This window comes from Arthrobacter sp. ASL1 (assembly GCF_056680475.1).
In genome coordinates this window covers 2,386,754-2,407,168 of record NZ_CM155284.1, presented here as the reverse complement: position 1 = coordinate 2,407,168, position 20,415 = coordinate 2,386,754, and the positions used below count along the sequence as shown (strand labels likewise).

Genomic DNA, 20,415 nt, shown 5'->3' with positions numbered 1-20,415 from the left:
CGACCATGACCTCCCGTCCCCGCAGGACGCGCCTGGTGCCCCAGGTGCAACGCCCCCGATTCGGCACCGCCCAGGTGTGGGTCGAATCACCCCTGCAAATGCTCAGCGCGATCGAGGCCCACGGGGCCGGATTGCTGGGGCGGCGGACCACGATCCACCCCCGCGGCGGCACCGCCGGCATGGACACCACCCTGCGCACCCTCATGGGCCAGGCACCGTTGGGCGTCAGGTTCGGGGAAACGGGTCTGCAGGTTCCGCCGGCCCGCGCCCGGGGCACCAACCGCTGGGTGACCGGCGATGCGTTCTCCGGCCGCATCCAGCGCGAGCTCATGGGCCCCATCCGGGCCGACGAGGTCGTCATCATCGACGACGGCCTGGCCACCGTGAAACTGCTGGACACCCTGGTCAGCGACCGGCCGACGCCGCTGGTCCGGCCACGGGCGCCCCGCAGCACCACCCGCACCGCCCTGGGCCTGGCGGCCTGGTACCGGCTGCGCTCACTCGCGCGCCAGGGCCGGCTCATGGCCCTGACCGCCCTGCCGATCCACCTCGGGGTCGAGGAGGCATTCCGGGACCTCGGCGGGCACCTGGAGCACCACCGGTTCGAATGGCTGAGCACCCAGCCCGTCGATGAGCAGTTCTCCGAACCCACGATGGTCATCGGATCCGCCATGGCCGCCGACGGCCTGATCGGCGAGCAACCCTACCTGGACTGGGTGGTCGGGCAGGCCGAGGACGGCCCGGTCGGGTATTTTCCGCACCGGCGCGAGCAACCCGGCTTCCTGGCGCGGCTGGCCGAACATCCGCTGATCACGGTCCACCCGAATACGATTCCCGTGGAAATGCGGCTGCGCGGGCTGCGCCACGGCCAGAGCGTGCGCGCCCTGCCCTCCACGGTCCTGCCGTCCCTGCGGTTGCTCCTGGGCCCCAACCGGGTGCGGATCATCGGCCAGCCGGTCCCGGAGGGCTGGTGGACCACTGCCGCTTCCCCCGCACTGCGCGCGCACCTGAGCAGCTCGCTGGAGGACCCCACCTCGTGAACGCGCACCTGCCAGCAACCCCGGCGGACGTGCGCACCCCCCGCTCCACCACCGGAACCGGCGCGCCCACACCGGGCCGCCCGCGCATCGTCGCCGTGGCCGACAGCGACTCGTACTTCAAGTTCGCCTGCGCCACCCTGGACGCGTTGGGACCCGGCTGGGACCGCCGGGTGGTCCTGGCCCGCACCCCGATCCTGCCCACGGCCGAGCAGCGGGAGACGGCCGTGGCCGGGACATTCCTGCACGACGGACCACCGGTCCGGGTGCTGCCGGTCGCCTCGCTCGGGCCCCTCCTCGACGGAGCCGATGTGGTCCTGGCTGCAGCCACGGGACCCGTCGTCCAACAGGTCTTCCACCGGGTCGCGGCGCGCCACCTGGGACCGTCGGCATACCCGCTGGCCTGGGCCATCTCCCGCCTCCGGCGACGGTCCAGCGAACCGTTGACGCCGTCGTCGTCCCCCACGCCGCGCCCGGTCGCGGCGGCCGGCGGACGCACGACGGCGCTGGTTTCGGCGCTGCCCGGCGTCGCCTACCCGGCGACCGAGAAGGCAATGCGTTTCCGCGCCCTGGGCGACGCGTTCCTCACGCACAGCCACGCCGAGGCCCGGGATTTCACCGGGGTGCTCACCTCCCTGGGCAGCCCCCAGACCGTTCTCACCGCACGGCTGCCGTTCCTGGAGTCGGTGGGCGAACCGGTGCGGGATGCGACGGGGGTGCACACGGTGGTCTTCGCCGCGCAGGCCAAGTTCCCCCTCGAGCGCGCGCAGCGCGAGCAGGTGCTGGAGGCGTTGGCCCGCACGCGCCGAGCCCATCCCGGCGTCGAGGTCATCGTGAAGCTGCGGGCCAGGGCCGGCGAACCGCAGACCCACCGCGAGGAATTCCCCTACGACCGCTTGTGGGATGACCTGGTGGCCCGGGGACGCGTGGGATCCGGCGACGTGCGATTCGCCACCGGCCCGATGGCCGCCGTGCTGCGGCCGGGCACCCTGGTGGTGACCGTCTCCTCCACGGCGGTGCTGGAGGCCATCGACCGTGGTTTGCCGGCCGTCGTGCTCGGCGACTTCGGGGTCGGCCCGGCGCTGTACAACGGGGTCTTCGCCGGAAGCGGGCTGATCGGGAGCCTGGGTGATGTCGAGGCGCTCACCGTCCGGCACCCGGTGGCCGAATGGCTGCAGGACCATTACTTCCACCCGTCGTCGCCGGCATCGACGGCCGGACTGCTCCACCTGGCCGGGCTCGGCCGTGCGGGCCGGCTGTCCACCTCGCCGGATGCGGTGGCCACGGCGCGGGGCCTGGCGCTGCGCAATCGGCTGCGCACCGCCTTGCCCGCGCCCGCCCTGCGACTGGTCCGGGCGCTGCGCCGCTGACGCCCGCGACGGCGTCACCGGGTGGGTGCCGGGAATACGACGGGCCGCGCGTCACTTAGACTCTTTATGGCCCTTGGCCACCCAAGAAACTTTCTGCTGTAGGAGACACTGTGTCGGGAAACCCCATTCGGGTCGCAATCATTGGCGTGGGAAACTGCGCCACGTCGCTCATCCAGGGCGTCGAGTACTACAAGGATGCGGACGCGGAGACGAAGATTCCCGGCCTGATGCACGTGAAGTTCGGCCCGTACCACGTCAACGACGTCGAGTTCGTCGCGGCCTTCGACGTCGATGACAAGAAGGTCGGCCTGGACCTGGCCGAGGCCATCACCGCCAGCGAGAACAACACCATCAAGATCGCCGACGTCCCCACCACCGGCATCACCGTGCAGCGCGGACACACCCTGGACGGCCTGGGCAAGTACTACCGCGAGACGATCACCGAGTCCGCCGCCGAACCGGTGGACATGGTCGCCGCCCTGAAGGACTCACGCGCCGATGTCCTCGTCTGCTACCTCCCGGTCGGGTCCGAGGCGGCCGCGAAGTTCTACGCCCAGTGCGCCATCGACGCCGGTGTCGCGTTCGTCAACGCCCTGCCCGTCTTCATCGCCGGCACCCAGGAGTGGGCCGACAAGTTCACCGCCGCGGGCGTCCCCATCGTCGGCGACGACATCAAGAGCCAGATCGGGGCGACCATCACGCACCGCGTCATGGCCAAGCTGTTCGAGGACCGCGGCGTCACGCTGGACCGCACGTACCAGCTCAACGTCGGCGGCAACATGGACTTCAAGAACATGCTCGAGCGCGACCGGCTCGAATCCAAGAAGGTCTCCAAGACGCAGGCTGTCACGTCGAACACCTCGGCGAAGCTCGGCGCGGACGACGTCCACATCGGCCCGTCGGACTACGTGGCCTGGCTTGATGACCGCAAGTGGGCCTTCGTCCGCCTTGAGGGCCGCAACTTCGGCGATGCCCCGGTCTCCCTGGAGTACAAGCTCGAGGTCTGGGACTCCCCGAACTCCGCAGGCGTGATCATCGACGCCATCCGCGCCGCGAAGGTCGCCCTGGACCGCGGCATCGGCGGGCCGCTGCTGTCGGCCTCCTCCTACTTCATGAAGTCCCCGCCGCAGCAGTTCAACGACGAGGCAGCCCACGAGAACGTCGAGGCGTTCATCCGCGGCGACCTCGAGCGCTAGAAGCCCCAATTCCCCCGCGGAACGGCGGTCCGCCCCCTCGGGCGGGCCGCCGTTGTGCCTAGAACAGCCCCACGGCGTTCCCCTCGGAGTCCACGTCCATGCGCATCGCCGCCGGGACCTTGGGCAGGCCGGGCATGGTCATGACCGCCCCGGTCAGCGCCACGATGAAGCCGGCCCCGGTCTTCGGGATGAGGTCGCGCACCTGCAGGGTGAACCCCTCGGGTGCCCCCAGCAGGGTCGCGTCGTCGGAGAACGAGTACTGGGTCTTGGCCATGCAGACGGGCAGGTCATCCCACCCGTTTTCGACGATCTCGGCCAGCCGCTTGCGGGCCGCTGCGGAGAACTCGACGTCGGCGCCACCATAGATTTCCCGCACGATCTTGCGGATCTTCTCCTTGACGGGCAGGTCCAGCTCGTACAGGTGGTGGAACCCGTGGCCGCGATCCACCGCCTCGAGCACCTTGGCCGCCAGTTCGGTCGCCCCCCCGCCGCCGCGCGCCCACACGTCGGCCACCGCCGCCTCGACCCCCTCGTCGGCGCACCATTGAAGCACTGCGTCCAGTTCCGCCGGCGTGTCGCCGCTGAACCGGTTGATCGCGACGACGGGCGAGAGCCCGAACCGCCCGATGTTGCGCACATGCCGGGCCAGGTTCGGCAACCCGGCGCGCACCGCCCCGACGTTCTCGGGGCCCAGCCCGTCCTTGGGCACGCCCCCGTGCATCTTCAAGGCTCGGATGGTGGCCACGAGGACGACGGCGGAGGGCTGGCACTGCGCGTAGCGCGCCTTGATGTCCATGAACTTCTCGGCCCCGAGGTCGGCGCCGAAGCCTGCCTCGGTGACCACGATGTCGGCCAGCCGGCGCCCGGTATTGGTGGCGATGGCCGAATTGCAGCCGTGGGCGATGTTGGCGAACGGCCCCCCGTGCACCAACGCGGGCGTCCCGGCGATGGTCTGCACCAGGTTGGGCTTGATCGCGTCCTTGAGCAACAGCGTCAGGGCCCCCTGGACGCCGAGGTCCGCCACCGTCACGGGGCTGCGGTCAAAGGTGTACCCGACGGTCATCCGCCCCAACCGCTCGCGCAGATCCGCCAGGTCGGTGGCCAGGCAGAACACGGCCATGACCTCCGACGCGACGGTAATGTCGAACCCGTCCTGACGGGGTGTGCCCTCGGACGGTCCGCCCAAACCGATGACGATGCTGCGCAGCGCGCGGTCGTTGATGTCCATGACGCGTTTGAACGTCACTCGTCGTGGGTCGATGCCCAATTCGTTGCCCTGCTGGATGTGGTTGTCGACCAGGGCCATCAACAGGTTGTTCGCGCTGGTGATGGCGTGGAAGTCCCCGGTGAAGTGCGTATTGATGTCCTCCATGGGCAGGACCTGCGAGTAGCCGCCCCCGGCGGCCCCGCCCTTCATCCCGAAGATCGGCCCCAGGGACGGTTCCCGCAACGCGATCATGGTGCGTGTGCCCGTCGCGGCCAGCGCGTCCCCAAGTCCGACGGTCACCGTCGACTTCCCCTCGCCGGCCGGGGTCGGCGACATTCCGCTGACCAGCACCACGCGTCCTGGCGCCCCGGTGGCCGGCGGCAGGTCCGCCAGGTTGATCTTGGCCTTGTAGCGGCCGTAGTTCTCGAGGGCTTCGGCGGGGATTCCTGCCGTCGCGGCGATGGCCTCGATGGGCTTCAACGTCGCGCGTTGCGAAATGACCAGGTCATTCATGGTCTCGACGTCATCCTGCTGTCCACTGCTGTTGGTCATCTGCCCACGGACCTTTCCGGCCAAGGGCCGTTGTGCCACCGGCGAACCACGTTGTCACGCCGTTCTTCCCCAAGCTACCAGCGATGGACCGCCGTCGTCCCGGGATCCCGGCCGCCGATTTAAGCGGCAAAGCCCGCCGGTGAAGCCGGCGGGCTTTGCGGTGGGGCGGGATATGTCAATCATGCTCATCCTCCTGGCGGTCGGTCGCTGAACTGGCCGGTTGGACCGGCGGCGTACCTGACTACCGAAGGCGGAAGAGCATTTCCGGAGGAAGCTGGGACTCGTAGCGGCTCTTCGGCTGCGGGTTGTACCGGGTGGCCAACCATTGCGGGCTGTTGAGCTTGCTGCGCTTCTTTTGCATGTCATTCACCTCCCCTGTGCGTATCGGGGTGGGAGGACGCCCGGACAACCGGCTCGTTCACCAGGGGCCTGGCGCGGAGGACGTCGGGGCCGGTGAGGAAGAGCTCGGCGGAACGGAGGCCGGAGGAGCGGGTGTTGCTGGATTGCGCGGACATCGCTGTTCTTTCGTTCGAAAACCTCGGGATGGGGAGGTCTGGAACAGCGGCGCTGGTTTCTAGCGGTTCGCCGTTCCGGAGGCGGGGACATAGGCACGATCACGGAATCCGCCAACGTGCGCAGTGGTAGCCACTGCATTCGTGTTCTGGATGATCATCACAATTCCCACCTCCTTCGGTGAACAGGCCGGCAAACCGGCGGCTTATAGGTCCGCGGATCGAAACATTCTCATTGAGATGTCTCAATCACAAGGTTAAAACTAACCCAGGTTGGGCCGGGGCGCCAGTCCTGGCCCGGAAATTCTTTGAATTCTTTGCAGCGCGCGGTGCGTCCGGCCCGACACGCCGTGCCGGGCCGTTTCCTACAGGCCCCAGACTTCGATGGCGGGCGTCTTCTTGTCCCAGCCGAGTCGGCAGACCTCCGCGGTTCCGAGGAGGAAGTGGCGGCCCTGGCCCGCACCGAGGCCCAACCAGGTCGCCGCAAGGATGCGGCTGAAGTGGCCGTGGGAGAAGAGGATGGCGTTCCCGCCATCGGCCAACTCGGTACGGACGCGCTGGACGATCCGCTCGGCCCGGGCGCCGACCTGCTCGATGGTTTCGCCACCGGGGACGCCCTGGTCCCAGATCAGGTAGTCCGGGTTCTTCACCCGGATGTCGGCTGACCGGATGCCCTCGTAGTCGCCGTAGTCCCACTCATGGGCGTCACCAACGGGTTCGGCGTCCGGAAATCCCGCGAGTTCGGCGGTGTGCCGCGCGCGGCGCAGCGGACTGGTCATGACCAGGGAGAACTCCGTTCCCGCGTCCCGGACGGACGCCAGGGTTTCCCCGGCCTTCCGGGCCTGGGCTTCACCCCGCGGCGTCAGCGGCAGGTCGGTCAGGCCGGTGTACTGGCCGCTGCGCGACCATTCGGTCTCGCCGTGACGCACCAACCACAGGCGGGGCAGATCATTCATCGTGGTTCCTCATCTCATCCGTGGATTGCGCTGCGGCCCGGGCGGCATCGCGTGTTCCTGAAACACGGGCGTCGTCGTGGTCCTGTCCGGCCCACCACTCCAAGAGGGCCTTCGACGCCGCTTCGGGTCCCAGTTGTCCCTGGTCCAGGCGCAATTCCAACAGGAACTTGTAGGCACGTCCCACGGCCGGCCCCGGGCCGATCCCCAGCAGCTCCATGATCTGGCCGCCATCGAGATCGGGCCGCATGGCCTGCATCTCCTCCTGCTCGGCCAGCTCGGCCATGCGTCGTTCCAGGTCGTCGCAGGCGAAGGCCAGGTGTTCGGCCTTGCGGCGGTTGCGGGTGGTCACATCCGAGCGGGTCAACCGCAGCAGCCGTTCCAGGACCGGGCCCGCGTCCGTGACATAGCGGCGCACAGCCGAGTCGGTCCACCCCGCTTCACCGTAGCCGTAGAAGCGCATGTGGAGTTCGACGAGGCGGGCGACGGCCTTGATGGTGTCGTTGTCGAAGCGCAGGGCGCGCATGCGCTTCTTGGCCAACTTCGCGCCGACGGCATCGTGGTGGCGGAAGCTCACGGCCCCGTTGGGTTCAAACCGCCGGGTGGCCGGTTTGCCGATGTCATGCAGCAAGGCGGCGAAGCGCAGCGCGAAATCAGGGCCGGGCACCTCCCCGTCCGGTCCGGTCTCCAGTGCGGCAGCCTGTTCGAGCACCTGCAGGGAATGCTGGTAGACGTCCTTGTGCCGGTGGTGCTCGTCGACCTCCAGACGCAGGGCGGAGACCTCGGGCAGCACGTGGTCCGCCAATCCGGTGGACACGAGCAGGTCTACGCCGGCCCGTGGCTCCGCGCCCAGGATCAGCTTCACCAGTTCGTCCCGGACGCGTTCGGCGGAGATGATGTCGATCCGACCCGCCATGTCGGCCATCGCCTCCTCGACCTCCGGGGCGACCGTGACACCGAGCTGGGAGGCAAATCGGGCGGCGCGCATCATCCGTAAGGGGTCATCGGAGAAAGACGACGCCGGGGTGCCCGGAGTGCGGATCAGGCCCTGCTCCAGATCGGCAAACCCCCCATAGGGGTCAACCAACTCGAGGTCCGGGAGCCGCAAGGCCATCGAGTTCATCGTGAAATCGCGGCGCCGGAGGTCCTCGTGCAGCGATGTGCCAAACGCGACGGCGGGCTTTCGGGAATCTGGATCGTAGGCATCGGCCCGATAGGTCGTGACCTCGATGGTGTGCTCCCCACGACGCAATGCGATGGTGCCGAACGCCCGGCCGACCTCCCAGGTGGCATCCGCCCAGCCGGCGACCACGGCCAGCGTCTGGTCGGGATCCGCATCCGTGGTGAAATCGAGATCCGGCGACACGCGACCCAGGAACAAATCGCGCACCGGGCCCCCGACGAGCGAAATCTCATGGCCGGCTGCCGTGAAACGGTCGGTGAGCTCGAAGACGACGGCGGGGAGGAGCGCTCTGAGGGCGGTTGGTGCGGGTAACTGCTGCATAGTCCATTAAGCTTGTCAGATTTTTCGGGGCGTGCCTGACGCGCGTCATGTGCGGGGCGGAAGCATGTGCGTACCAAAGATGGATAGAGTGGCTTCCATGGCCCATCCAGTTCCCCGCGCCCCGAAGCGCACTCCGCTGAACGCCTCCATGGCGTCTGCGCAGCCGGGCCATCACGCGTTGCCCACCGTGGAGGAGGTTTCCTCCGGTGGAGTGATCGTTGATACCTCGCTGCCCGTTCTGCCCGTGGCCATCATCGCCCGGTACAACCGTGGCGGACGGCTCGAGTGGTGCCTGCCCAAAGGGCATCCCGAGGGCGAGGAAACCAACGAGGAGGCAGCTGTCCGCGAGGTCGACGAGGAAACCGGCATTGCCGGCAGGATCCTCGCACCGCTGGGCAGCATCGACTACTGGTTCACCGTGTCGAACTACCGGGTGCACAAAACGGTCCACCACTTCCTGCTGGAGGCCACCGGCGGCGAACTGACCATCGAAAACGACCCCGACCACGAAGCAGTCGATGTCGCGTGGATCCCGATCGCCGAACTGGGCAGGAAACTCTCCTTCCCCAACGAGCGTCGCATCGCGGAATTGGCCCGTGAAGTCCTCCCGCAACATGGCAACTGAGACCGCCACGGACCAGAATAGTGGTTCGCATGCGAAGGCGTATGCCCTCATGGCATCCGGGACCATGGTTTCCCGTGTCCTGGGCTTCGTGCGGACCGCCCTGCTGGCCATTGCCATCGGCTCGAACGCCAACGTCGCCGACATCTTCGAAAAAGCCAATGTCATCCCGAACATCATTTTCATGCTGTTGGCGGGCGGCATTTTCAATGTCGTCCTCGTCCCCCAACTGATCAAGGCCTCACGGGCAGCGGACAGGGGCTCCGACTACACCAGCCGGCTCATCACCTTGACGATCTTGGTGATGGGTGCCTTCACGGTCCTGCTGACCTTGGGGGCCGCGCCCATCATCACGGTCCTCACCAAGGGCTGGTCGCCTGCCGCGATCGAACTGGGCACTGCCTTCGCGTACTGGTGCCTGCCACAGGTCTTCTTCTATGGTGTCTACGCGGTGGTCGGCCAGGCACTGAACGCCCATGGTCGTTTCGGTTCCTACATGTGGGCGCCCGTAGCCAACAACGTCGTGCAGATCCTGGTCATCATTCTGTTCATGGCCTCGTTTGGAGCCAACGGCAGCAATCCGCACACCGTTGGGAACTGGACGACGGGACAGACGGTTTGGCTCGCCGGCGGTTCGACCCTGGGAATTGCGATCCAGGCAATCGTCTTGTTCATCCCCCTGGCACGCTCCGGCCTACGCATCCGCCCCAAGTTCAACTGGCGCGGCATGGGCCTGCGCCACGTGGGAAAGCTGGCCACCTGGACCCTGGTCTCGATGACGGTGGGCAACGTCGCGTCGCTGGTGTATGCCCGGCTGGTATCTAGTACCGTCGGCGCCCGCGATGCACTCCCGCGTGCCGAAGCCGCTGCCGTCCCTGGCGAACAGGCACTCAATGCGATGCAGCTGGTGACGGTCCTGCCCCACTCGATCTTCGCCCTGTCCCTGGCCACGGTCCTCTTCAATGAGCTCTCGCGCGCATTTGCCGAAGGCAAGCCCGAAAAAGTCGCCCCAACCCTCTCACTCGGATTGCGCACCACTGCGATCCCGGTCGTGTTCGCTACCGTGGCCTTCATTGTCCTGGCTGGACAGCTGGGACGATTGTTCGCCGGGTCGGGGCCGAACGCGGCCATCGCCGGAGCGGCCATTGGACAACTGCTCTTGCTAACGGTGCTGGGGCTGCCCTTCAAGAGCATCCACTTCTTCCTCATTCGTGTCTTCTTCGCTGAAGAAGACACCAGGACACCGATGGTGATCCAAACCAGCATCGCCGTCATCGGCGTCGTGCTTGCCTACGGACTGGCTGCGGTGCTGCCGGCCACAAAGATCGCCTTGGGAATCGCGCTACTCTTCGGGGTCACCAACATCGCATCCGCAGCTCTTGCCCATGTCCTGGTGGTGCGTCGCTACGGGGACTACGGTGCACGCGATGTCCTCGACAGCTATATCCGCATCGGGTGGCTCTCGGTGGTATCCGGTGCCGTAGGTACCGTCGTGCTCTGGGCCATGGGCGGATTCACGAACGGTTTTGCCTGGCAATCGATCATGACGGCACTGGGGACCATCGCCGTCGTCGGCAGCATCATGTCCATCGTCTTCCTGCTCCTGCTGAAGGCGGCCCGCGTCCCCGAGCTGGAGAATTTCATGGGACCCGTCGCGCGACGCATCCCGGATTTAGGCAGAAGGTTGCACCGATAGAGGCCGATGACATACGGCGCAAGTGCGGTCACCGGTAGCATGGACACAGCAAAGTACGAGGGTGCCCAGGTACCCACCATCAATCCCGGGAGTCAATAGTGTCGCAGCCCATCGATGTCGGAACCATCCTTGGAGGCCGTTACAAGGTCACCGAACTGGTTTTGACCTCCGCCGACGGCGACGCCGTCTTGGGCGGGATGGATCAGGTACTAAACCGCCCGGTGAGCATCCTCGTTGCCGCTCCCGAAAACGCGAGCCAGGTAGCCACCAGCGCCCGTGAAATCGCCACAGGTGAACGGTTCGGAACGATGCAGGTCCTGGACCTGGGAATCTCCGATGGCAGCACCTACCTCATCACCAACACGGCCAGTTCAGCCGACCTGCTCGATCTCGTGATCCAGCGTGATGCCCCGTTTGTCGAGCCGTTCTACACCGACACCCTCGGATCAGAGATCTTCGGGGTGACCCGCAGCGCCGAGCCCGAAGTCTACGAGGACGAGGACGAATACTGGGAAGAGCTGCAGGCCAATGAGGACCGCAATGTCGGGGGGAGGGTAGCCAAGCGTCTGACGGGCCTCACCAATCGCTTGGGACGAGGCAAGAAGGATGGGGGCGCGGAGGAAGGCGCAGCCGGTGCCGGCTCGGCGGCGGCTCTCAACGGCGCTGGCGGCACCGGTCCCGACTCCGAATCGCCGGATCGGAGCGAGCGGGTTGCCGATACAAATCCGCCCACTGCAGCTGCACCAGGTATTCCGGATCGGCCACAAGTACCACCGGCGACACCGACAACCACTGCTCATCCCGTCACGCCGGCGAACACCGACGAGGCGACGGGTCCGAATGCGGTGACCCACTGGGGCGCCGCCGAGACTGAAGCCACTGAGACCGGCCCGTCGCACCTTGACGTAGACACCGCCAACGGCGACATCGTGGGCCCTGCTGCGGTGACGGCTACGGGTGCCGAGGTCTCCAATCAGTCGGCGGAGCCCCGACAGGATGCGTCCTACGAACGTCCGGCGGCCGTTTTCCCGGCGGCCGCACGCAACTTTTCCGGTTCCCACGAGGAGCCGGAGTATGCCGATGACTATCCCGAGGACGACGAGCCCGCCGGCGGGGGCAAGTTGACCCGTCTTCTCGTCGGGGCCCTGCTCGTCGTAGTCCTCGTGGTCGCGGTGATTTTCGCCTTCAATACCTTGGGCAAGAACGACGCCCCACCTGTTGCCGGGGCGTCCAGCCAAGGCCCTAGCTCCGCGGGCGGAGCTAACACGTCGGACGCTTCGAAACCGGCGTCCAGCGCGCCCACGGTGAAGCCGGAAATCACCGGTCTCACACGCGTGGTCCCCGGGGACCAATCGCTGAACGCCGAAACCGACTCGACCTTGGCCAAGGCCATCGATGGCAGCCAGGGAAGCATGTACCGGTCATACTCCTACACGACTCCCGAGTTCGGCGGGTTCGCCTCGAACATGGTGCTCGTGGTCGAGCTCAAGGAGGAGGCAACCGTCTCCGAGGTCCAACTGACCGGCCTCAATGCAACCGGGGGCTCCTTCCAGGTCAGTGTCGGCGATAGCGAGGACCTCGGCTCCGCCCAGGAAGTAGCGTCGGGTTCCTTCACGGGTCCGACGGTATCGGTGCCAGTCTCGGGTAACGGAGACGAGGGTGTGAAGGGAAAGTACGTTTTCATCAACGTGACGGAACTCCCGCGGCTGGCTTCGACCTCCAATAGCTCGCGTCCCTACGGACTACAGATTGCCGAGATCAAGGTGTCCTGATACCAGGCAGGGAATACAGACCAGTACGACGCCGTTGTGCTGGTCAAGAGAATACGAACATCCCCGTGCGGGGCATCGACACCCTGCACGGCCCAAACCCGGAGGTACACGCAGCGTGGCCACAGAAACATCCGATGCCATTCGCAATGTCATCATCATCGGTTCGGGCCCCGCGGGCTACACGGCGGCCGTGTACACGGCCCGTGCCAACCTTGAGCCCCTCGTGATCGCCGGTTCAGTCACGGCAGGCGGGGAGCTGATGAACACGACGGACGTAGAAAACTTCCCCGGGTTCCGCGAAGGCATCCTTGGGCCTGACCTGATGGACAACATGCAGGCGCAGGCCGAACGATTCGGTGCCGAGATCCAATATGAAGACGTTGCCTCCGTCGATTTCTCGGACGAGGTGAAAACCGTCGTTCTCGCCGATGGAACGGTGTACAGATCACGTGCGGTCATCATTTCGACGGGATCCGCCTACCGGGAGCTTGGCCTGCCCAACGAGAAGAGGCTGTCCGGTCATGGAGTCTCGTGGTGCGCCACTTGTGACGGCTTCTTCTTCCGTCAGCAAGAAATCGCCGTGATCGGCGGTGGGGACTCGGCCATGGAAGAGGCACTCTTCCTGACAAAATTCGCTTCAAAGGTAACCGTTGTTCACCGACGCGACGAGCTTCGTGCATCCAAGATCATGGCGGACCGCGCCCTGGCACACCCCAAAATTGAATTTATCTGGAACACGGCAGTGGCCGATGTGGTCGGTACGGACAAGGTTTCTGCTCTGCAACTCATGAATTTGGTTGACGGCCATGCTTCGGAGCTGCCCGTAACCGGCGTTTTCGTGGCGATCGGAAATGACCCGCGTACGGAATTGGTGAAGGATCATCTGGAATTGACACCGGAGGGGACCATTGCCGTGCAGGGCAGGACGTCGAGGACTAATCTGCCCGGGGTGTTCGCAGCTGGGGATGTCATCGATCCGACTTACAGGCAGGCAGTCACCGCCGCCGGGTCCGGTTGTGTCGCAGCGCTCGACGTTGAGCACTACCTCTCGAATCTTCCTGTGCCGGCCGAGAACGGCGCAGCAGTAGCCAACTAGTCTCCTCAAGAAAGGGAGTATAAACATGAGTCAGGCAAAGGACGTTACCGATAGTTCCTTCCAAGCCGATGTGCTGGATTCGTCGAAGCCAGTCATGGTGGACTTCTGGGCCGAATGGTGCGGGCCATGCCGCATGCTCTCACCGATTCTCGATCAGATCGCCGCCGAGCATGCCGAAAAGATTGACGTGGTGAAGGTCAACGTCGACGAAAATCCGGGGATCGCCGCCAAGTACGGCATCACCAGCATCCCAGCAGTGTACGTCTTCGAAAACGGGGATCACGTCGCGACTTCGATCGGTGCCAAACCCAAACAGGCCCTCGAACAGGAATTTTCCGCCTACCTGTAAGTCGGTTTGCCTGCGGTCGTCCATGAGCGACGTCCCCGTGGCGTGAGGGGACCGCTGCCGCTTTCGAGCGGTGGCGGTCCCTTCTGCGTCAGCGGCCGCCGTGATGGTGCCAGGTCTCATCCTGCAGAAGTATCTGCCGCGTCTATTGTCGTCCCGATGCGGGCATCGAACTCGGCGCTGCCAACAGGGATGCACCAGTGGGCGCCGGCGGATCAAGTCGTGGGTCCGCGCCCGATTGCCCAGTGTGGACGCACCGACCTCGGTGTTCCTTCCTCCCTAAATAGTCGCTACGTTGGGGTCCACCGGTCGAGCGTTAGGAGGCCAGTACGCTCCACGCGCGTTAGCGGACCTCGGGGCCGGTACTGGCGTACTCGGGGACCACTGTCCTTAGGCTCCTTCCATCGCGTGTAAAGGGCGCACGACGGAAGGAGCAACCATCAATGGCCCGAAAGATCAGGTCAAAGCTCATCATGCATCTACGCCCCGAGAGCTTGTCCGGCCAGGCAGTCTCTGCGTCGCAGGGCATGTCGCTCAAGAAAATCACGGCGGTGCTGGAGCTGCTCGAGCGCCGCGATGACACTCCCGCGACCGCGGACTGCACCCGGTACGCCAAGAGGTTGCGTCCCCTGGAGTGGTGTAATTTCCCTAGTCAGCGAGTTGCACGCTTAAAGTAGCGAGCCATCGTGCGATGGTCAGTGAGTACCGATCAAAGAACTCACGGAAAGACACAAACACACGATGGCTCTAGACCAGTCTGCCCTTCTCGAACTCCTCGGACAACTCAAGCTCACCGATGTCCCCGACCGGATCCGCACCGCGACCGAAACCCTATACCAGCAGCTCATCGAGGCGGAGGCGACCGCGTTCATCGGCGCCGCCCCCTTCGAGCGCTCCGAGGGCCGCACCAATCAGCGAAACGGCTCCCGGCCCAGGACGCTGAGCACCACCGCCGGGGACCTGAACCTGAAGATCCCCAAGCTGCGCAACGGCTCGTTCTTCCCGGCCCTGCTCGAACGCCGACGCCGCGTGGACCAGGCCCTCTACGCCGTGGTGATGGAGGCCTACCTGCACGGCGTCTCCACCCGCAAGGTCGATGACCTGGTCAAGGCCCTGGGCGCCGATACCGGGGTCTCGAAGTCCGAGGTCTCGCGGATCTGCCAGGACCTGGACCACGAGGTCGCCGCCTTCCGGGACCGCGACCTCTCCGCTCTGGGCTACCCGTACGTCTTCCTCGATGCCACGTACTGCAAGGCCCGCGTCGGGCACCGCGTCGTCTCCCAGGCGATCGTGGTCGCCTTCGGCGTCGCCGCCGACGGTCGCCGCGAGGTCCTGGGCTTCGACGTCGGGGACAGTGAGAACGAGGGCTTTTGGACGGCGTTCCTGCGGCACCTGAAGGCCCGCGGCCTGGACGGGGTCAAGCTCGCCATCTCCGACGCGCACACGGGGCTTAAGAAGGCCATTGCGACCGTGTTCCAAGGGGCGGCGTGGCAGCGTTGCCGGGTCCATTTCATGCGAAACGTGCTCTCGATCGTGCCGAAGGGCTCCCAGGAGATGGTCGCCTCGATCATCCGCACCGCCTTCGCCCAGCCCGACGCCGAGCACGTGAACACCCAGTTCGACGAGGTCATCCGGATGCTTGCCAAGTCCCATCCGAAGGTTGCCGGGATGCTCGGCGATGCCCGCGACGACGTGCTCGCGTTCACCGGATTCCCGAACCGGCATTGGCGCCAGATCTGGAGCACGAATCCCATGGAGCGGGTCAATAAGGAGATCAAGAGACGGACCGATGTCGTCGGGGTATTCCCCAACCCCGCGGCCCTGCTCCGGCTCGCCGGCGCGGTCCTGGTGGAGCAGCACGACGAGTGGGAAGCCGGGGACCGCCGCTATCTCTCGGAGGCGTCCATGGCCGCGCTCCAGACCGTCGAGGCGGCGCCCGCGGCAGAGGTCGAGGAGGCGATTTTGATCCCCGAACTCACTGCCGCATAATCAGATCACTGACCCGCACGGTGTCGAGGTAAACTCCACCACTCCACGGGACGTGACCCGCCAAGACGGACCGGCACCAGGGCCTGGGTTCCGGGGTCCATGTCGACGCGATCATGGACCGGATCGTGCGCAACACCATCTGGGTTGAGACCGGTGTTTAGAATATGCGCGAACACGCCACAATGAAGCAGTGAGAAAGTGCCGGTGGAAGCCGGTGGCCCCCATCACCGCGGTAACTGGCCCCACCGGCAATATCACTGGACTCGAAAGGCAATTTCGAGGGGCCCCCAAACCAACAAATACCCACTCCCCGAAGGGACACTGCTTACTGTCCGTTCTTAAGAGTCCAACGGATTCCCAACTTATATCAGTCGAAAAATCTGGTAATGGCTCGTGAGGTCAAGCCATTGGCGAATTCAGTCGCGACGACTTCCTGTTCTGTACACCCAAGTCCGCGGTACTTACGCGTGTTCTGGTTCACCGGAGCCGGCTCTCATGAGCAGCCGTGATCAACACGTATTGCCCCGGCGAAACGCCCACGGAACTCCTACCTCATGGCCCGCGCCAACCCCTACCACTCCATGGCGTAGTGTCGTCCGAGGGGCAGGCGACACTACGAGAAACTGCGACGTCCATCATGTGTCGCTGAACGAATCCGCGCCCACGAGGACTCAGGGGCGATGCCCCTACGTCGGGTACCCAAACCAGTTCTGCACCACCTCGATGCCCCGTCATCCCTGGCCCGCTGTAGAAAGCCTCTCAAGTGGTCATTGGCTAGGTTTCACGTGGAACATTTGGGTACTTGGTTGCCCAACTACGCTCCTCTGGAAGCCAGCGTCGGCTCGTGGAGACCGATCGACCACATTTGGAGAGGCTCTGCGCCTTGGAATGTTCTGTCATGGGGGACGTTCAATGATGGATACCTCAAAGTTCCCATTTGGTCGACAAGCCGAATGCCGACGAGTCCTCGGCCATCCCGTACTTGATGAACACAGATCATGTGCCCGTCAAAAGGGATAGGTGTAGCGAAAGATCGATACGGACAACGGCTGGAATTGCGGCTTAAACAGAATCCTCGACATCATTACGAATGCAAATCTTCTTGTCTCCACCGTTTCACGTGAAACGCAGGGGACATGGCCGACTACTTGTCCGACGTCGGCGAAATAACGCTCATGATCCTATTCAAATCATCGACACTACCGAATTCGATGCTCACGCGGCCTTTCTTTGCACCAAGGGTGATCTTGACGCTTGTGTCCAATTGATCGGACAGAGAGTTGGCCAAGTAGTCCAATCGTTCATGACGAGCGGTGACACGCGGTGCCTTTTCACGTCCAGGGCGTCGCAGGCCATCATTCATGGCGACGACTTCTTCTGTAGCACGGACTGATAGACCCTCATTAACAATTCTTTGTGCCAGCCGCTCCATCTCCGCTGTGTCTACAAGACCAAGAAGGGCCCGCGCGTGCCCCGCGGAGAGTACACCGGCAGCTACGCGACGCTGAATCAACGCCGGTAGTTTCATGAGGCGAATGGTATTGGAAATTTGCGGCCGCGAACGGCCAATCCGTGCTGATAGCTCGTCTTGCGTGCAATCGAACTCTTGCATGAGCTGCTGGTATGCGGCTGCCTCCTCCAGGGGATTCAACTGTGCCCGGTGCAGGTTCTCAAGGAGCGCGTCGCGAAGAAGATCCGTGTCTGAGGTAATTCGGATGATCGCCGGGATGGAGGCTAGCCCTGCAGCCTGGACTGCCCGCCAGCGGCGCTCGCCCATAACCAGCTCATATTGTTCGGCGCCCCCTTCGTCGGATGGGCGCACGACGATCGGCTGAAGTAGTCCTACCTCGCGAATCGAGTGGACAAGCTCGGCCATCTCGTCCTCGTCGAAAGTGCTCCTTGGCTGCTTTCGATTCGGGTGGATGTCACCAACCGAGACTTCTGCAAAGGTCGCACCAGGCACAGCTACGAGCGTTTCACGTGGAACATCATCAGAGGTCGCGGTGGCATCCGTGGGCGAGGAAGCGGATATAGGGGACTCACCTGTTTGCGTCGCAGTTTCAAGTGCAGAGCTACTCTTGGCTTCTTTGTCATCCTTTTGCTGCATGACCTGCGCCAGAACGTCCGGTACAGCAACTCTTCGGTTACGGCTGCTGGACGAAGGTCTCTTCGTGACGCTGCTGTCGTCCCCCTGTTCTCCCGACGCGTCCGCTTCTGGACGCCCCGGGGCAAAGAACATGTCCACGGGGCGGGACTTCCGCTCCTGCTCTTTACCGCGAGCCGGCGAGGCCTTCCCGCTGACACTTGACTCGACGGAATTCGCACGCATAGTAGGCGTCTTGCTTCCGTTATCCGTGACAGTCGGATTGCCTGTGGTTTGCTTGGCGTCACCCTTGGACGGGCCCTTCCGGGTTTCACGTGAAACCTCGGCCATGGACGAGTCGACATCCGTTTCACGTGAAACATCGACGGTCGTGGACTGCGGTCCCGCGCTCGACAGCACATCATCCTGGGCGACACGGTCACTCACCAATGATGAGACAGTTCCAGCTGTCTCTGTCTGCTCTGCCTCTACTCCATCGCCTGCTGTCGGACTACCCGAAATGAGAGCGCCAAGCCCTCGCCCCAATCCGCGTCGCTTCTCCGCCATCTCTTGTCCTCTCGACTGTCCCAGTCCGCCACGTTAGGCGTCCATTGCTCAGTCAAGAGTCTACTGGCAAGAAATGCCTCCGGTGTCGACAGCTACGCGCGTTCCGCGATCTCTGCGGCCGCTTCGAGGTACGACAGTGCGCCCGTGGAACTCGGATCGTACGTAACCACAGTCTGCTGGTAACTCGGAGCCTCGGAGATCCTCACACTACGCGGAATCAACGCACCCAGGACTTGGTTGGGGAAATGTTCTCGGACTTCGGCTGCGACTTGCGAGGCCAAGTTTGTTCGACCGTCGTACATGGTGAGCAGAATAGTTGAAACAACCAAATCAGAGTTCAGGTGCTTCTGAATCAATTCAATGTTGCTCAGCAGCTGGCTAAGCCCTTCCAGCGCGTAGTACTCGCACTGGATGGGAATCAACACCTCCCGCGCTGCTACGAAAGCGTTGACCGTCAAAAGGCCGAGACTGGGCGGGCAATCGATGAAGACGTAGTCGATCCGCTCCAGGCCAACCTCCTCCCGATTCTTCCGATAGACATCTAAAGCTCTCCGGAGGCGCTGTTCGCGTGCTACGAGGGATACCAGTTCGATCTCCGCGCCAGCCAAATGAATGGTAGCCGGGGCAACCAAAAGATTCGCGAATTGGGGGCACGGAGCCAGGACATCGGCCAATGGAACATCATTAATCAGGACATCGTAGATGCTTTCGACCTCGGCGTGGTGCTCGATTCCCAGGGCGGTGGACGCGTTCCCCTGGGGGTCGATGTCGACCACGAGTACATTCATGCCGGCCTTCGCCAACGCTGCGGCGATGTTGACGGTAGTGGTTGTCTTCCCGACACCGCCCTTTTGATTGCTAACGGTGAGGAACCGGGTCGTCTCCGGCTTGGGCAATAACCGTCCGTTCAGCCGTTCGCGACGATTGTTTTCATCGGCCAACTGGCTTGCCAGCGGTGTGCTTTCATCGATGCTGTCCATCATGTCCCGGACCGGTGCCTTCGCTTCAGACTGAACTGTTTCTTGGTGCTTGATGGTGTCGTCCTCCAGAAAACTGTGATCACGGGGTCTTCCTGCGGTGGAGGCCCCCTGGCGTTTCACGTGAAACGTGGAGATCAACTTCTTTAAGTTGCATTGAGAGCGACAAGTGCGGCTGCGCACGACAGATGACGTTAGGTGCCGAAATACAGATCACCTTCCTGTTCACCCCACACGCTCCTGACCACTTCGCTTGCGGTTATTGCCCCCCGTACAGCCTACCGTTTAGCTTCGCCGGCCGACGCTGATACGCACGACAGTAGTCGGCTCTTCCAGAATGTCGGCTCCAGCGTTAACTACCTCGGTATGGCTTGCGCCCAAACTCCGGAGTACTTTCGATGCCTTCTGGACTTCTTCTGCGGCACTTCGTCCTTTGATTGCCAAGACCTCCCCTTTGCCGTGCAGGAGCGGAATCGTAAGCCGAGCCAAGTTGCCTAATGCGGAAACCGCACGGGCAGTGACCACATCCGCATTGACATGACCAACAGCCTGTTCGGCCCGTGACCGGTATACGGTGACGTTTTCGAGTTCGAGATCCTCAACTACTTCATTCAGCCAAATGCAGCGCCGCTCTAATGGTTCGATGAGCGTCAACGTCAGGTCGGGTCGGGCAATGGCAAAGGTAAGCCCCGGCAGACCGGCCCCGCTACCAACGTCAGCGACTTCGGCATCCTGCGGAATCAAATCGGCTACGACGGCGCAATTGAGAACGTGACGGCTCCATAGGCGCGGAACCTCTCGTGGCCCAAGCAGGCCCCTTTCCATGCCCGAGGTAGCCAGGTGTTCTACGTAGCGCCTAGCCACCGACAATCGTTGCCCAAACACCGCTTGGGCTGCATTGTTCTCGGCATCGGTCGGCAGTACTTCCTGGCTCAC

At 64.1% G+C, this 20,415-nt stretch carries 16 protein-coding genes and 1 pseudogene; 10 read left to right on the top strand and 7 right to left on the bottom strand.

Annotated features, from left to right (window positions below):
* The first annotated feature begins 5 nt into the window (after window positions 1-5).
* The 3 genes from AC1MEQ_RS11385 (at window position 6) to AC1MEQ_RS11375 (ending at window position 3,603) form a co-directional block, all read left to right on the top strand.
* The gene (locus tag AC1MEQ_RS11385; protein WP_479790831.1) at window positions 6-1,040 is read left to right on the top strand and encodes a hypothetical protein; all 1,035 of its coding nucleotides are present in this window, start codon (window positions 6-8) and stop codon (window positions 1,038-1,040) included.
* Window positions 1,037-2,407, top strand: a complete 1,371-nt coding sequence (locus tag AC1MEQ_RS11380; RefSeq protein WP_479790828.1) for a DUF6716 putative glycosyltransferase — start codon at window positions 1,037-1,039, stop codon at window positions 2,405-2,407. Before AC1MEQ_RS11385 ends, AC1MEQ_RS11380 begins: the two co-directional genes overlap by 4 nt.
* 110 nt (window positions 2,408-2,517) lie before the next feature.
* Entirely contained in the window at window positions 2,518-3,603 is a 1,086-nt protein-coding gene (locus tag AC1MEQ_RS11375) for an inositol-3-phosphate synthase (protein ID WP_479790825.1), read from the top strand.
* Window positions 3,604-3,661: 58 nt separating this feature from the next.
* Here AC1MEQ_RS11375 and AC1MEQ_RS11370 read toward each other — a convergent pair whose 3' ends face one another.
* The 4 genes from AC1MEQ_RS11370 to AC1MEQ_RS11355 form a co-directional block, all read right to left on the bottom strand.
* Complete coding sequence (locus AC1MEQ_RS11370) at window positions 3,662-5,323, bottom strand: formate--tetrahydrofolate ligase (protein ID WP_479796114.1); 1,662 nt, start codon at window positions 5,321-5,323, stop codon at window positions 3,662-3,664.
* Between the two features lie 401 nt (window positions 5,324-5,724).
* Complete coding sequence (locus AC1MEQ_RS11365) at window positions 5,725-5,877, bottom strand: hypothetical protein (RefSeq protein ID WP_479790823.1); 153 nt, start codon at window positions 5,875-5,877, stop codon at window positions 5,725-5,727.
* A 362-nt stretch (window positions 5,878-6,239) separates the two neighbouring features.
* Window positions 6,240-6,830 carry a histidine phosphatase family protein gene (locus AC1MEQ_RS11360; protein ID WP_479790821.1) on the bottom strand — a complete coding sequence of 197 codons (591 nt, stop codon included), beginning with the start codon at window positions 6,828-6,830 and terminating at the stop codon, window positions 6,240-6,242.
* Window positions 6,823-8,331, bottom strand: coding sequence for a CCA tRNA nucleotidyltransferase (locus AC1MEQ_RS11355; RefSeq protein WP_479790819.1), 1,509 nt, complete (start codon window positions 8,329-8,331; stop codon window positions 6,823-6,825). The genes AC1MEQ_RS11360 and AC1MEQ_RS11355 overlap by 8 nt, the downstream gene beginning before the upstream one ends.
* A gap of 97 nt (window positions 8,332-8,428) precedes the next feature.
* Here AC1MEQ_RS11355 and AC1MEQ_RS11350 point away from each other — a divergent pair, with 97 nt between their 5' ends.
* From AC1MEQ_RS11350 to AC1MEQ_RS11320, 7 genes and pseudogenes are all read left to right on the top strand, one after another.
* Window positions 8,429-8,956, top strand: a complete 528-nt coding sequence (locus AC1MEQ_RS11350; protein WP_479790817.1) for an NUDIX hydrolase — start codon at window positions 8,429-8,431, stop codon at window positions 8,954-8,956.
* 49 nt (window positions 8,957-9,005) lie between these two features.
* Window positions 9,006-10,649: a murein biosynthesis integral membrane protein MurJ gene (gene murJ, locus AC1MEQ_RS11345; RefSeq protein ID WP_479790815.1), complete on the top strand. Its 1,644-nt coding sequence runs from the start codon at window positions 9,006-9,008 to the stop codon at window positions 10,647-10,649.
* A gap of 98 nt (window positions 10,650-10,747) precedes the next feature.
* Window positions 10,748-12,421, top strand: a complete 1,674-nt coding sequence (locus tag AC1MEQ_RS11340; RefSeq protein ID WP_479790813.1) for an ABC transporter substrate-binding protein — start codon at window positions 10,748-10,750, stop codon at window positions 12,419-12,421.
* Window positions 12,422-12,536: 115 nt separating this feature from the next.
* The gene (gene trxB / locus AC1MEQ_RS11335) at window positions 12,537-13,517 is read left to right on the top strand and encodes a thioredoxin-disulfide reductase (protein ID WP_479790811.1); all 981 of its coding nucleotides are present in this window, start codon (window positions 12,537-12,539) and stop codon (window positions 13,515-13,517) included.
* 25 nt (window positions 13,518-13,542) lie between these two features.
* Window positions 13,543-13,866: a thioredoxin gene (gene trxA, locus AC1MEQ_RS11330; protein WP_479790809.1), complete on the top strand. Its 324-nt coding sequence runs from the start codon at window positions 13,543-13,545 to the stop codon at window positions 13,864-13,866.
* A gap of 738 nt (window positions 13,867-14,604) precedes the next feature.
* Window positions 14,605-15,852, top strand: a complete 1,248-nt coding sequence (locus AC1MEQ_RS11325; RefSeq protein WP_479790807.1) for an IS256 family transposase — start codon at window positions 14,605-14,607, stop codon at window positions 15,850-15,852.
* Between the two features lie 59 nt (window positions 15,853-15,911).
* Window positions 15,912-16,013: pseudogene (locus tag AC1MEQ_RS11320) on the top strand (ATP-binding protein); the annotation flags it as partial.
* 983 nt (window positions 16,014-16,996) lie between these two features.
* Here the strand turns inward: AC1MEQ_RS11320 and AC1MEQ_RS11315 are convergent.
* From AC1MEQ_RS11315 to rsmG, 3 genes are all read right to left on the bottom strand, one after another.
* Window positions 16,997-18,382, bottom strand: a complete 1,386-nt coding sequence (locus tag AC1MEQ_RS11315) for a ParB/RepB/Spo0J family partition protein (protein WP_479790805.1) — start codon at window positions 18,380-18,382, stop codon at window positions 16,997-16,999.
* Window positions 18,383-18,594: 212 nt separating this feature from the next.
* Entirely contained in the window at window positions 18,595-19,551 is a 957-nt protein-coding gene (locus AC1MEQ_RS11310; RefSeq protein WP_479796113.1) for a ParA family protein, read from the bottom strand.
* Window positions 19,552-19,764: 213 nt separating this feature from the next.
* A complete protein-coding gene (gene rsmG, locus AC1MEQ_RS11305; protein WP_479790803.1) occupies window positions 19,765-20,415 on the bottom strand; it encodes a 16S rRNA (guanine(527)-N(7))-methyltransferase RsmG in 651 nt (216 codons plus the stop codon).

Coding starts and splice junctions, on each gene's coding strand:
- AC1MEQ_RS11365 (WP_479790823.1), bottom strand. CDS start 5,877: ATGTCCGCGCAATCCAGCAACACCCGCTCCTCCGGCCTCCGTTCCGCC.
- murJ (WP_479790815.1), top strand. CDS start 9,006: ATGGCATCCGGGACCATGGTTTCCCGTGTCCTGGGCTTCGTGCGGACC.
- AC1MEQ_RS11350 (WP_479790817.1), top strand. CDS start 8,429: ATGGCCCATCCAGTTCCCCGCGCCCCGAAGCGCACTCCGCTGAACGCC.
- AC1MEQ_RS11370 (WP_479796114.1), bottom strand. CDS start 5,323: ATGAATGACCTGGTCATTTCGCAACGCGCGACGTTGAAGCCCATCGAG.
- trxA (WP_479790809.1), top strand. CDS start 13,543: ATGAGTCAGGCAAAGGACGTTACCGATAGTTCCTTCCAAGCCGATGTG.
- AC1MEQ_RS11355 (WP_479790819.1), bottom strand. CDS start 8,331: ATGCAGCAGTTACCCGCACCAACCGCCCTCAGAGCGCTCCTCCCCGCC.
- AC1MEQ_RS11385 (WP_479790831.1), top strand. CDS start 6: ATGACCTCCCGTCCCCGCAGGACGCGCCTGGTGCCCCAGGTGCAACGC.
- AC1MEQ_RS11325 (WP_479790807.1), top strand. CDS start 14,605: ATGGCTCTAGACCAGTCTGCCCTTCTCGAACTCCTCGGACAACTCAAG.
- AC1MEQ_RS11360 (WP_479790821.1), bottom strand. CDS start 6,830: ATGAATGATCTGCCCCGCCTGTGGTTGGTGCGTCACGGCGAGACCGAA.